9 protein-coding genes and 1 pseudogene are annotated in these 12,686 nt (G+C 37.2%); 5 read left to right on the top strand and 5 right to left on the bottom strand.

Annotation, left to right across the window (positions count from 1 at the left end):
- Positions 1-336 precede the first annotated feature (336 nt).
- The 3 genes and pseudogenes from RIV7116_RS23530 to RIV7116_RS23520 form a co-directional block, all read left to right on the top strand.
- Positions 337-1,377 (top strand): annotated as a pseudogene (locus tag RIV7116_RS23530) (chlorophyll a/b binding light-harvesting protein); the annotation flags it as partial.
- A 451-nt stretch (positions 1,378-1,828) separates the two neighbouring features.
- Complete coding sequence (moaA, locus tag RIV7116_RS23525; RefSeq protein WP_015120828.1) at positions 1,829-2,815, top strand: GTP 3',8-cyclase MoaA; 987 nt, start codon at positions 1,829-1,831, stop codon at positions 2,813-2,815.
- A 141-nt stretch (positions 2,816-2,956) separates the two neighbouring features.
- Positions 2,957-4,183 carry a murein transglycosylase A gene (locus tag RIV7116_RS23520; RefSeq protein WP_015120827.1) on the top strand — a complete coding sequence of 409 codons (1,227 nt, stop codon included), beginning with the start codon at positions 2,957-2,959 and terminating at the stop codon, positions 4,181-4,183.
- A gap of 114 nt (positions 4,184-4,297) precedes the next feature.
- Here the strand turns inward: RIV7116_RS23520 and RIV7116_RS23515 are convergent, their stop codons facing one another.
- From RIV7116_RS23515 to RIV7116_RS23495, 5 genes are all read right to left on the bottom strand, one after another.
- Positions 4,298-5,344, bottom strand: a complete 1,047-nt coding sequence (locus RIV7116_RS23515; RefSeq protein WP_015120826.1) for an ABC transporter ATP-binding protein — start codon at positions 5,342-5,344, stop codon at positions 4,298-4,300.
- Positions 5,345-5,719: 375 nt separating this feature from the next.
- Positions 5,720-7,306, bottom strand: coding sequence for an iron ABC transporter permease (locus RIV7116_RS23510; RefSeq protein ID WP_015120825.1), 1,587 nt, complete (start codon positions 7,304-7,306; stop codon positions 5,720-5,722).
- A 180-nt stretch (positions 7,307-7,486) separates the two neighbouring features.
- Positions 7,487-8,488 (bottom strand): iron ABC transporter substrate-binding protein, encoded by a 1,002-nt coding sequence (locus RIV7116_RS23505; RefSeq protein WP_015120824.1) that lies wholly within the window; start codon positions 8,486-8,488, stop codon positions 7,487-7,489.
- Between the two features lie 538 nt (positions 8,489-9,026).
- Positions 9,027-9,518: a ferric reductase-like transmembrane domain-containing protein gene (locus RIV7116_RS23500; RefSeq protein ID WP_015120823.1), complete on the bottom strand. Its 492-nt coding sequence runs from the start codon at positions 9,516-9,518 to the stop codon at positions 9,027-9,029.
- Between the two features lie 98 nt (positions 9,519-9,616).
- Positions 9,617-10,450 carry a YwiC-like family protein gene (locus RIV7116_RS23495; RefSeq protein ID WP_015120822.1) on the bottom strand — a complete coding sequence of 278 codons (834 nt, stop codon included), beginning with the start codon at positions 10,448-10,450 and terminating at the stop codon, positions 9,617-9,619.
- A gap of 373 nt (positions 10,451-10,823) precedes the next feature.
- Here RIV7116_RS23495 and RIV7116_RS23490 point away from each other — a divergent pair, with 373 nt between their 5' ends.
- Both RIV7116_RS23490 and RIV7116_RS23485 read left to right on the top strand, forming a co-directional pair.
- Positions 10,824-11,330: a HugZ family protein gene (locus RIV7116_RS23490; RefSeq protein ID WP_015120821.1), complete on the top strand. Its 507-nt coding sequence runs from the start codon at positions 10,824-10,826 to the stop codon at positions 11,328-11,330.
- Positions 11,331-11,629: 299 nt separating this feature from the next.
- A complete protein-coding gene (locus RIV7116_RS23485; RefSeq protein WP_015120820.1) occupies positions 11,630-12,517 on the top strand; it encodes an EfeM/EfeO family lipoprotein in 888 nt (295 codons plus the stop codon).
- Positions 12,518-12,686: the final 169 nt, after the last annotated feature.

The raw sequence follows: 12,686 nt of genomic DNA, 5'->3' as shown, positions 1-12,686 counted from the left end.
ACAACCGCCGTATTCATAAATTCTCAGGCTAATACACAAAGTCTGATAAATCAGACTGGGCAAGGGTGTTAGTGCGTAAAAACGTACTTTGTATATGAGCCTCAGATTTTGATTTCTCTGCGTTCACGCAGCTAGGGTCGCTACCGTAGGTATTGCGTGCGGGCTAGAAAGCCTCCGGCTTACAAGGCGGTATTAGGGCTTAACGACAATGGTGCAAGATATCAGATGAATAGGACTTTCGCTGTTAGCTCGGGGTTCGCAACCTTAAGTAGGTGTGTAAGAAACCAGTCAAATAAAATGCAATCGACTACTAGAAACAAGACAATCTAAAATCTAATGACTTCAACAACTTTATCTAGTCAAACATATAGCTTTACTGATGTTGACTGGTATCGCGGTAATGCTCGTTTGTTAAACTTATCCGGTAAATTATTAGGCGCTCATGTTGCCCATGCAGGTTTGATAGTGTTTTGGGCTGGTGCAATGACATTATTTGAACTATCGCACTTCAACCCGGCTTTAGCAATGTACGAACAAGGTTTGATTTTACTTCCACATTTAGCAAGTCTAGGTTTAGGCGTTGGTGCTGGGGGTGCTGTCACCGACATTCAGCCTTTTTACATTATTGGTGTCATCCACTTAATTTCCTCAGCAGTTTTGGGTGCGGGTGGTATATTTCACTCATTACGGGGACCTAGTGTATTGCCAGAAGACTCAAGTTTTGCTGGTTTTTTTGGCTATGACTGGAAGGATAAGGATAAGATGACTACCATTTTAGGGATTCACCTTGTTCTTTTAGGTATAGGTGCTTGGTTGTTAGTTGCAAAAGCGATGTTGTGGGGTGGAATATTCGATCCTCATATCGGAGCGGGTGGAGATGTGCGAGTAATTAGTAATCCGACGCTTAACCCCTTGAAGATTCTTAGCTATTTGTTTCCCGCTCATGGTGCTACAGGTATGGCTGCTGTAGATAACTTAGAAGACGTAATTGGCGGTCATATTTGGGTTGGATTAATGTGTATTGGAGGTGGTATTTGGCATATCAAAAGTAAACCATTTGCTTGGGCAGAGAAAGTTTTAGTATGGTCTGGAGAGGCTTATTTGTCCTATAGTTTGGGTGCGATCGCCTATATGGGATTTCTGGCTGCAACTTTTGCTTTTTTCAACAACACCGTTTATCCGGAAGTATTTTATGGTGCTGCAAAGATGATAGAAACTTCTGCGGGTTTAGTATCTTCTCGCGGATGGTTGGTAAGTTTTCATCTTGTTTTAGCAACCCTATTTCTTTGCGGACATATATGGCACGCCAGCCGTGCCCGTTTAACTGAAGCGGGGTTTGATTTTAAAAGCGACGATATGGTTAATCCTCCAAGGGTTTTGAGTTAAAAAGCTTGAAGGTTTAGAAATTATTTTCGATTATTTCAACTAAAACTATAAAAATTAAAGCCTGCTATTCTTGTTGAAAATTAGCAGGTTTTTGTCATCCTATATATTTTCATCCATTTCTTTGAGTAATAAATAAACCAATACCCATCCGAGGAAAATGGGAAATACAACGATTAAGGTACGAGGGTCTGAAAATATAGTTTCCATAGTTTATATTGAAGATTAAATCAAAGAATACTTCAAGTTATTGATTAGTTTATATTTTTTTATATAATGCCGGTGTATTGGTACCTACTTACTTGCAAATACTTAAATATTTACAGATAAGTGGTTGATTGCCACGGGTGTTTTTCTTGAAAACAGTTTTAGATTTTCAATTGACACTATATACTTTTAGCTATAATCTTTAAGCAATTTAGAAATAAATAATTGAAAAATATATATGAATAAAGTAGATTATCTACGTATAAGTTTAATAGACCGCTGTAACTTTCGCTGCAATTATTGCGTTCCGGAAGGTGAAAAACTCGATTATCTTTTGCATCAGGAATTATTAAGCTATCAGGAATTATTAACTCTACTAAAAGAAGTATTTATTCCCATAGGATTTACTAAATTTCGTCTTACGGGAGGGGAGCCATTAATACGTCCGGGGATAGTTGATTTTGTGGGAGAAGTTGCTTGTCTGCCGGGATGCGATGACTTGGCAATGACAACTAATGGTTTTTTGTTAGACAAATTAGCAAAACCCCTTTACGATGCTGGTTTGCGACGGATTAATATTAGTCTTGATTCGCTGAATCCAGAAATTTTTGACAAAATGATTGGTAATAGGGGAAAGTCGCGCTGGCAACAAACTTGGCAAGGGATTCAAACAGCATATGAAGTGGGTTTTAATCCTTTAAAGTTAAACGTAGTAGTAATTCGAGGTATCAATGATTCCGAGATTCTCGATTTAGCTGCTTTGACAATTGAGCGTAATTGGCACGTTCGTTTTATTGAATTTATGCCAATTGGCAATAGTAAATTATTTAATGAATCTGCCTGGGTTCCTTCAGCGCAATTACGCGAAGGTATTTCGCAAAAATTCGGCTTAATTGAATCTAGAATTAAAGGAAATGGTCCCGCAGACGTTTTTCAAATTCCTGGTGCTAAAGGTACTTTAGGATTTATTTCGCAGATGTCAGAATGTTTTTGCGATAAATGTAACCGCATTCGTTTATCTGCGGATGGTTGGTTGCGTCCATGTTTGTTAAATGAAACTGGTCAAATTAATTTAAAAGATGCTTTGCGAAATGGAGTTGATGTTTATCAATTAAGAGAGCAAGTTAGAGATTTATTGTTTCTCAAAGAAGAAATAAATTTCAAAGAAAGGGATAGGGGAACAGTTGCTGCTTATGGTAGAACAATGTCGCAGATTGGGGGTTGATTAAAATATTATGTAGTTGTTCGTAGTTGCGCTTCAGCGCCAACAATAAGAAGCGAAGACAGCGCAACTACGAACAAATTCTTATTTATAATCAATTAATCTAAATTATATTAAAGATTAAATTCCCAAAATTCACAGATAATGCAATCTAAACTACATTATTCTCATAAATTAACAAAGCTAATTTTTGCAACTTGTCTTTGCTGCTTACCTTTAATAGCTTGTAACAATCAACAGCAAATCAGCCAAGATAATCAAACGCCAACCGCAGAACCTCAAACTACTTCTACTCAAGCACCTTTATCATTACAAACGTCACCACAAGATGATAAATATTTTCTTGACAATCAAATCTGGGGAGAAAATGGAGATAAGCAAAATTTATTGAAAGCAATTGATTATAGTTTAGGCTATCTGCAAACACCACAAGCAAAAGAAGCTTATCAAAAATATATTGTTCCCGAAATCACCCGAGAAAGAGTTGAAAAAAGCTTGAAAAGATTTCGTGAATTAGTTGTTAATTCTCAAAATGCTGAAGAATTACAGGCTGCTGTTAACGAAGAATTTGTATTTTATAAATCTATCGGTTCGGATAATCAAGGAAATATTTTATTTACTGGTTATTACAAACCAATTTACCAAGCCAGTCGCAAACCAACAGCAGAATATCGCTACCCAGTTTATCGCTTACCGGATGATTTTAATAGTTGGAGTAAACCCCATCCCACTCGTTTAGAATTGGAAGGTGCAGATGCTTTACAAGCAGAAAAAGGTAAACTTAAAGGTTTGGAATTATTTTGGTTAAAATCCCGCATAGATGCTTTTATCGCTCAAGTTCAAGGCTCTGCGGTTTTGGAATTTTCTGATGGTACTACCACTTCAATTAATTATGCAGGAAATACCGACCATGAATATGTCAGTTTGGGGAAAGAATTAATTAAAGATGGGAAATTAGAACAAGAAGGAATTACTCTAGAAAAAGTTCTTAATTACCTAGAAGAAAATCCCGAAAGCCAAGATAAATATTTACCTAGAAATCCCCGTTTTATATTTTTTAAAGATACTAAAGATGCTGCTGCAATCGGTAGTCTCAATGTTCCAGTTACCCCAGAAAGGTCAATTGCTACAGATAAATCCTTAATGCCTCCCGGTGCATTAGCTATAATACGCGCAAAATTCCCATTTATCAATCAAGGTCAAATTGAACAGCGTTTGGTAAGTCGCTACGTTCTCGATCAAGATACCGGAGGTGCAATCAAAAGTCCTGGTAGAGTTGATTACTATATCGGTATTGGTAAACAAGCAGGCGATCGCGCTGGTGCGATTGTGAATCAAGGAGAGCTTTATTATCCGTTGTTGAAGAATTGATGACTACTGGGTTGGATAAAGGTTCGTAGTTGCGATAGCCGCGCTAAAATGTTGGGTTTCTTTCCTCAACCCAACCTACCTTCTAATTCTCCATCCCCCATTACCAATTACCAATTACCCTTCCTCCAAAAACACTTTCACCGCATCATCTGCGATTGATATTTTCACAAATGTTCCTTCGGGTATTATTGTATCAACCATTGTTCTAGCGTGAATTTCTCTACCGGAAGGAGTTTCTAAACAATAACGGTATTCTCTTCCTAAAAATCGCCGTTTGGTAATTTTGACTTCGGCTTCATTATCTGGTTCTATAATAAAATCTTCTTGGCGAATCATTATTTCTCCCGTATTGCAGCCATGATTCCCTTGAATTTCAAAACAACCTATTTCCGTTTCCCAATCATTACCTTGACGGCGGGCTGGTAAAAAATTAGCTTGAGTAACAAATTCTGCCACAAATCGGGATGCTGGATGGCTGTAAATTTCTTCTGGTGTGCCTATTTGTTCTAAGTGTCCCTGACGCATAACTCCTACTACGTCTGCAATTGCTAAAGCTTCTTCTTGGTCGTGGGTAATAAAAATTGCCGATGTGCCAGCAAGTTTGAGAATATCTCGAATTTCTTCTCGCAACTGCAATCTAACTTGAATATCAAGATTAGACAGTGGCTCGTCCAAAAGCATTAATTTTGGTTTTGGTGCTAAAGCACGAGCTAAAGCTACTCGTTGTTGTTGTCCCCCAGAAAGTTCGTAAGGATAACGAGTTGCAAAATTCGTCAGTCCTACCAAGTTTAATACTTCCGAAACCCGTTTTTCAACTTGATTTTTATCTAGATTTTTTAATCCAAAGGCTACGTTTTCCTTTACCGTTAAATGGGGAAAAAGTGCGTAATCTTGAAACACTATTCCGATATCCCGTTTTTCTGGTGGTACCCAAGCTATAGGGCAACAAACTTTTTCTTCTCCAATTAGTACTTCTCCCTGTTGCGGAGATTCAAAACCACCAATGATTCTCAATAAAGTTGTCTTACCGCAACCCGAAGGACCCACTAAAGCTAGTATATCCCCTTGCTTTAACGAGAAAGAGACATTATTTACCGCAGGGTTTTCACTTCCTGTAAAAAATTTGGTGATATTTCGTAAACTAATAATTTCTTTTTGCATTTTCGGTTTTTGGTAATTGGTAATTGGTAGTTGGTAATTGGTAGTTGGTAATTGGTAGTTGGTAATTGGTAGTTGGTAATTGGTAGTTGGTAGTTGGTAATTGGTAATTGGTAGTTGGTGATTGGTAATTAAGTACAGAAAATAATCAGTTATAATACAGTTGTGTTTTAATTTTTATAGTCACAATTGAATGATTATAGATATATTTCAATACAATTCAAATTTAACAATAAATCATGAAAATGGGCATCAAAGTCTCATTGCTTGCATTTAATTACAATCGTTATTGTCTTACAATTAAATGATAATTTAAATTATTTTGTCTGAAAAACTAATATTCAAATCAACTTTTAATTATAAAATGATTATTTATTTTTATACTTTTTGATTACTTTTATCTTGAGATAAAACAACAAAAGTTGATGCCATAGATACTATTAATATCATTAATGAACCTGCTGCGGCATCCGCAAAATCAACGTTTTCTGTAGCTTTCCAAATTTCGACGGCAAGAGTATCAAAGCCGGTTGGTGAAAGCAGCATAGTAGCGGGTAATTCTTTCATTGCTGTGAGAAAGACTAATACAGTACCGCTGAAAATACCCGGACTAACTAAAGGTAAAGTGACTTGTTTTAAAGTTTGCCAAGATGATTTACCTAAACTACGCGATGCTTCTTCTATTTGAGGATTGACTTGCAGTAAAGAAGTACGCACAGTTCCAATTGATTGCTGTAGAAATAATACCAAATAAGCAAAAATCAACATGGGTAAAGTTTGGTATAATATCGGTAAATAATTAGCACCAAAAAATACCAAGGATAGAGCAACAACAATTCCCGGAACGCCAAAACAAATATACGTTGAACGTTCAATTACAGCAATCATTTTAGAAGGAAATCTAACTGATAGTATGGCAATTGGTAAAGCAAATAAAGTCGTAACAATAGCTGCTAATCCTGCTGCTGTAATTGAATTAACCGTTGGTTGCAGTAAATCAATAAATTCGTATTCAGTCACAAATCCTTGAATTAACCAAAATATAATGGTGATTACTGGCAGCACCACACCCAAGAAAGTAATTAATCCGCAAAACAGCAGAGCTGGTAATTTCCACGCTCCTAATTTAACTAGCTTTGCCGGACGAAATGATGATGTACCGCGAGTATAGTATGCTGCACGGGAACGCATTCGATATTCCAGCCACAACATAAACATTACTATTGTTACCAATACCAAAGATAAAGCCGCAGCTGCATCGCGGTTAAAGCTGGCTTGATATTGAATAAAAATAGCTTGGGTAAAAGCATCGAACTGCATTAGGGAAGGGGTACCAAAATCTCGCAAAGCATACAAAGCTACTAATAATCCTCCGGCAATCAATGATGGGTTAAGCTGTGGTAAAACTACTTTGATAAAAGTATCTCTACTGTTGTAACCCATACTGCGAGCTGCTTCTTCCAAAGAAGGGTCTAACCCTTGCAGTGCCGAACGCAGACTTAATAGCATATAAGGATAAGTAAACAAAGTTAATGCCAGAATTGCCCCAAACCAACCATAAATAGAAGGTAACTCTTCCACACCTAAAGGTTCGAGTAGAATTTGCAGAAAACTGCCGCGAGGTGCAAAAGCCCCAATCAACGCAAAACTGCCAACATAACTGGGTACGGCTAAAGGTAATGTGGTTGCTATCAACCAAAAACGTCGTTTTGGTAAATCCGTTCGCACAGTTAAAAATGCCAAAGGAACAGAAATTACTGCAGATAGCAATGCTACCACCGCCATCAAAACAATACTATTGAATAAAATAATCAGATTTTGCTGGCGGGTAAATAATTGCCACAACTCCTCACCACCAGCATACGTTGCACGAATCACCAGATAAAACAACGGTAAAGCGATCGCGATTGCTACCACCACTGCCGCGATAGTCAGAAATAACGGGGGACGAGCCGCCTTTGACACTTTTTTATACTCCTATTTGTATGTGGGGAATTGGGAATTGGGCATGGGGCATGGGGGAGAGGGGGAAGAAGGAGTGAGGGAGTGAGGGAGTGAGGGAGGAAGAAAATAAAAATCATCATCACATTAACCCATCACTCTGTAAGCTATGCCCAATGCCCTATTCCCCATGCCCGCTCTTAGTTAAACCACTCCTGCTTTTTCGAGTAATTTGAGGGTTTCTTCCAAGCTATCAAGTTTGGATAAGTCAATATTGGGAGGATTGAGTTTGGCTAGAGGTACTAAAGATTTATCGGCTTCGACTCCTGTCGCCAAAGGATACTCATTGGTTTTGGTAGCGAAGTATTTTTGGGCTTCTGGGCTTACCATATACTTGATAAACTTTTGAGCATCTTCTGCCTGATCTGTTGATTTGAGTATTGCCAATCCGGCAACGTTAATCATTGCACCAGCATCCCCATTCGTGAAGTGATGGGCAACGGGGAAATTAGGATCGTCTTTGGTGAAACGAGGTAGGTAATAATGATTTACCAATCCCACATGAACTTCACCCCTTCCCAAAGCCTTAACTATGGAAACATTGTTACCGTATTTTTTGACATCGTTGGCTTTCATCGCCTTGAGCCATTCCAATGTCTTTTCTTCACCTTCTATAACTCGCATTCCCGTCACAAATGACTGAAACGAGCCATTTGTGGGTGCCCAAGCTACTTTTCCGCGCCATTTTGGTTGGGTTAATTCCCAAACGTCTTTCGGCAACTCTTCTTGCTTAACTAACTGCGTATTATAATCAACTACCCGAGCCCGCCCGGAAACTCCAATCCAATTACCTGTAGGAGAGCGGAAACGCGAATCTACTTCTTCAAGTACTTCTTGCGGAATCGCTTGAGTTCGCTGCTTGACTTCCAAAGCTCCCAAAGCCCCCGCATCTTGCCCTAAAAATACGTCCGCTTTACTATTTTCGCCTTCCTCTAAAAGCGCGATCGCTAGTTCCGAGGTTTTGCCGTAACGCACTTCAATATCTAAGTTCAAGTCTTTTTCGGCTTGTTCGATTAATGGAGAAACTAGCTTCTTGTTTCTACCGGAATAAACAACGAGAGTTTTAGCATTATTGCTAAGTGCTTCACACCCCGCGCTGATGACTAAAGAAGCAATCAATCCCGCTAATAAAAATTTTTGTCGCATTTTTTCTCTTTTTCTCCAGTAAAACAATTGCCTGTTTCGGGTTAAGTCATAAAGACATCATCAATAATATCTATGTACCAGCAGTACATCATAACGCTAAAAACAACGTTATTGGTACTATGGAAGCATCAAAGAAAGTTAATATAATCACCATTGCGGTTTTCTCACCAGAAAAAAGCATTTAGCTGTTTCCATCGGAGCAGAATTAACTTCAATATAATTTCCCTGTAGCTTCACTTAATAGCCGTACTTAACGATAACATTTATCAACTATTATGTAATGTATAACGAGTACATTTCAATGTAAACCCACATTAGGAACTTCCAATTAAAAAAAATAATCAATCGCTTTGGTGAGCAGGGGAAGCAGGGGAAGCAGAGGGAGCAGGGGAAGCAGGGGGAGAAGAAATCTGATAATTTAATTTTTGGATGTCCCTAAGTCCACATCTTGCACTTTTATTAATAACTGGAAACAGATTTTTCTAACTTGATAGCAACAAACCAATAATTTTCTCTCTTTTATCTACCTATTTTTTATTCAACGATATCGCCGCAAAAGCCGAAGCAACCACATACAAGTCATTGAGGATAAAGCAATAAATGCACACCAGGTGTACCAATTCCACTCACCTTGGTTAACCACAAGTAAATGCAAGATAAGCACAATTAGCGCAACATAAGTCAAACTATGCAACTTCTTCCAATTCTTACCCAGCTTGCGGATACTCCAGTTATTAGATGTCACCGCCAAGATAGTAAAAATCAAAATGCAACTAAATCCCGTGAAGTAGTTTACATAGGTATTGATATTCAACATGTCAACATTACGTACCCGTAGCGTTAAGACTCCGTGAATTATTGATAATGCGAAGCAAATTAAACCGATATTTCTGCGGTTTCTCAATAGAAAAACTCGCCAATCAGCTTTTTTCCAGCTAGAAAAAACAGCTATAGAGTTAGAAGGTAATAGGGTTGCAATATAAGCAATTAAAGCAAGGTAGTCAGTTACTAACTGATTATTTACAACCATATTTAGTTTTCTGAATTTGTTTTAAACTATCAACTCTATACCTCAAAAAGATAGTGCTTATTGCAACAAACTCTTACTAATTTAGAATAAATTAATACTCACGTATTAGGTAAATGAGCCGGAAGTACGCTGATAGCAGCGATTGCAATATAAAAGATAGCGAAACGAGTTTCTAATAAAGCGACGGAATGAAATTTGGCTTTGATATACCAGTTGTGAAAGCCAATAACTACAGCAAATTTAATTAGCACAACAGCAAAGGCTAAAGCCGTAACTAACTTTAACCAGCCCAGAAAAAATAATCCAACAACAATTACGCTCGCTATTAAATGATAGACAACACCAGGTTTGAGAGAACTGGTTTTTTTACGCCGTAGCTTGATAGTAAAAATAGCGCTACCAAAAAATAAAGTATTGAATATCCATATTGATATTGCTTCTATAGAAAGACTTCCTGTTGTTGCTCCATAAGCTAAAGGAGTCGATAAACAGATAGCCGCAAAAATGACTAATTCATTCAGAATTGATTTATGCTTCCGTTTAATTACTGCCATGACATCGAATGCCAACACAAAAGCTACTACTCCATAAACCCATATTAAAACTGGGGACTGAATCCATAGCCAAATCCCTATCAACAGAGCGATCGCACCATAAATTCCCGCCCAAATTATGTATCTAGGTTTCCAGATACTCCGTCGCTTTATTTGAACTACGAGAGGATGCTCTGCTTGTAGGGCAAAAAAAGAACACAGTAATGCTAAATTTGTGCAATAGTTCCAAGTCTGAGCTAAAGCTGCTCCCATCAGAAAAGAACCAAACCAAACAATCAATACACCATGCTCAGGGGTAAAAGTCGGCTTTATCCAACTACGAAAATCAATCTTAGTTATTTGTTCGTAACCGTTGGATGCTGTTACTAACTCGTTCACGTTCCTTACTCCTAATGACTCTACCAGTAAAAAATCACTTAAAACAGATACTCGCTTTCGCAGTTATATAAATATTGTTTTGAATAACCTGTAAATATCATTAGCTATAATTATAGTCTTCATCATACTATTTGACAAAAACTTTCAATAAATTATGTGACTGAGTTAATTTTTGATGTTCTGTGTGTTGCAATACATCTAAGTGACATAGAATTATTTAAAATAATTTGCAATAAGTCGCAAGTTAGTATATAAAGATTCAGGGAAAGTTACAATGGCTCGTAGATTGTAACTTTTGGGGGATAGCCGGGGTTTTAGCAATAGATGGGGTAAACTAAATTCTTATTTTTATAGGTAAATATATATATTAGGAATGAATATAGCAAGAGCAAAAGCAGCATATGCTTTATTAATTAATACTGTTAGAACAGTAGTGTTAGGAACAGTTAGTGCGGATAATATGCCTAATGTAAGTTATGCGCCGTTTGTTATAGATGAAGCCAAAAATATTTATGTTTTTGTAAGCAAACTTTCCATTCATGCTTATAATCTTCAAGCAAATCCTATAGCCAGCTTAATGCTAATTGAAGATGAAAATAAAAGTAAGCAGATTTTTGCCCGTCGTCGTTTAACCTATTCTTGTAAAGCCACTACGGTAGACAGGAATAGTACGGAATGGGATTGTATAGTCAATAAATTTGAGAAAAGATTCGGAAATATTGTTTATATTATCCATAACTTACCGGATATTAATATTATTAAATTTACTCCTTATGAAGGTCTTTTCATCATGAATTTTGGTTCTATTTATAAAATAAAATCTGATGATTTAGAACGTCTCATTTATATTGAAGATGTAAATAATGATTCAGCAAGTTAATTATGACGTTTTTTTAGGCTAACTATATTGATAAAACGTATTTTATAGTTATATTTTTATATTCATTTTATATTCTTGCATTTATTTTACACTTTATGATTAATCAAATTATTCATCATCGTGCAATTTGATTTTTGATTATCTTTTGAACGTTGAAAAAAATTAGGTGATAAATGCAGACATAGACGGTATATGTAGCCTCTCAGGAGATAATTGAAAACTTTTATCAAAATACTTGATATCATTTTTCAATAAGTGTAATATACCAAGAATATTGTGAGGAGTAAATATCACCAGAAATGAAAACTATCTTACGTTTGTTGGGATTGGGGTTAGCAGCCTTAAGCCTAGTCTTCTTGACTAACTGTGCCCAATCATCAGACGTTGCTAATAATGCAACAACCCCTGAAGCACAGACAGTTGCAGCAAATAGTAGTAACTACAGCGAGCAGGTTTTAGCTGGTATTCAGTATTTTCAAAAAGAAGCTCAAGAGCAACTGCCTTTAGCAGAAAAGCTGCTTGAAGCTTTAAAAAGTGGCGATATTGAAGCTGCGAAAACAGCTTATGTAAATTCTCGTCCTCCCTACGAGCAAATTGAAGTCTTAGCTGGAAACTTTGAACAAGAAGATACCGATATTGATGCTCGTCCCTATGCTTTTGATGGGGGTGCTCAAGATGAAGCATTTAAGGGTTTCCACAGAATTGAAGCTTTAGTGTACCGCGAGGGTAATCTAAAAGCGGCCGTTCCTTATGGCGAAGGTTTAATCGCAAGTATTAATTCTTTGATTGACAAGTTGAACGATCCTAGTAATTTCAATGCTAAAGACCACTTCGGCGGTATGATTGCTGTAGCTACCGAAGTACCAGCCAAGAAAATTTCTAGCGAAGAGGAGACTTGGTCAGATCAAAGTTTGTTGATTTTCAAAAACAATTGGATTGGTATTAATTCTCAATACGCACCTTTTGCAGCACTTGTAAGAGAGAAAGACGCGAGTATAGCGCAAGAAGTTGAATCTGCTTATCAAGCTTGTTTAAAGAGTGTCGAACCATTCTTTACTGAAGGACAAGTTGCTGCTAAACCTTATAGTACTGTTAATGCTAAACAGCGAGATGCGATTGTTGACGCTGCATACAACTATGTTAATGCTTTGACTAAAGCTCGCGATAGTTTGGCTATTGAAGCATAATCTATATCCGCATCTATAAATATTTAGGTTTTGATTGCAGCCTCTGGGTTAGATATACTCTTTCACCAATTACCAGGGGCTTTTCTTAATGGGATGTATTCAGTATCGGAATTATATATTTTAACAGCCTCGGAACGCGGAGTTAAACGCAGAGGAGCGCAGAGTTTTT

Origin of the sequence: Rivularia sp. PCC 7116, assembly GCF_000316665.1 — a bacterium.
GTDB lineage: Bacteria > Cyanobacteriota > Cyanobacteriia > Cyanobacteriales > Nostocaceae > Rivularia.
The sequence above is the reverse complement of the archived record's forward strand: the minus strand, read 5'-3'. Positions and strand labels throughout refer to the sequence as shown.

Coding starts and splice junctions, on each gene's coding strand:
- RIV7116_RS23500 (WP_015120823.1), bottom strand. CDS start 9,518: ATGGTTGTAAATAATCAGTTAGTAACTGACTACCTTGCTTTAATTGCT.
- moaA (WP_015120828.1), top strand. CDS start 1,829: ATGAATAAAGTAGATTATCTACGTATAAGTTTAATAGACCGCTGTAAC.
- RIV7116_RS23515 (WP_015120826.1), bottom strand. CDS start 5,344: ATGCAAAAAGAAATTATTAGTTTACGAAATATCACCAAATTTTTTACA.
- RIV7116_RS23485 (WP_015120820.1), top strand. CDS start 11,630: ATGAAAACTATCTTACGTTTGTTGGGATTGGGGTTAGCAGCCTTAAGC.
- RIV7116_RS23505 (WP_015120824.1), bottom strand. CDS start 8,488: ATGCGACAAAAATTTTTATTAGCGGGATTGATTGCTTCTTTAGTCATC.
- RIV7116_RS23490 (WP_015120821.1), top strand. CDS start 10,824: ATGAATATAGCAAGAGCAAAAGCAGCATATGCTTTATTAATTAATACT.
- RIV7116_RS23520 (WP_015120827.1), top strand. CDS start 2,957: ATGCAATCTAAACTACATTATTCTCATAAATTAACAAAGCTAATTTTT.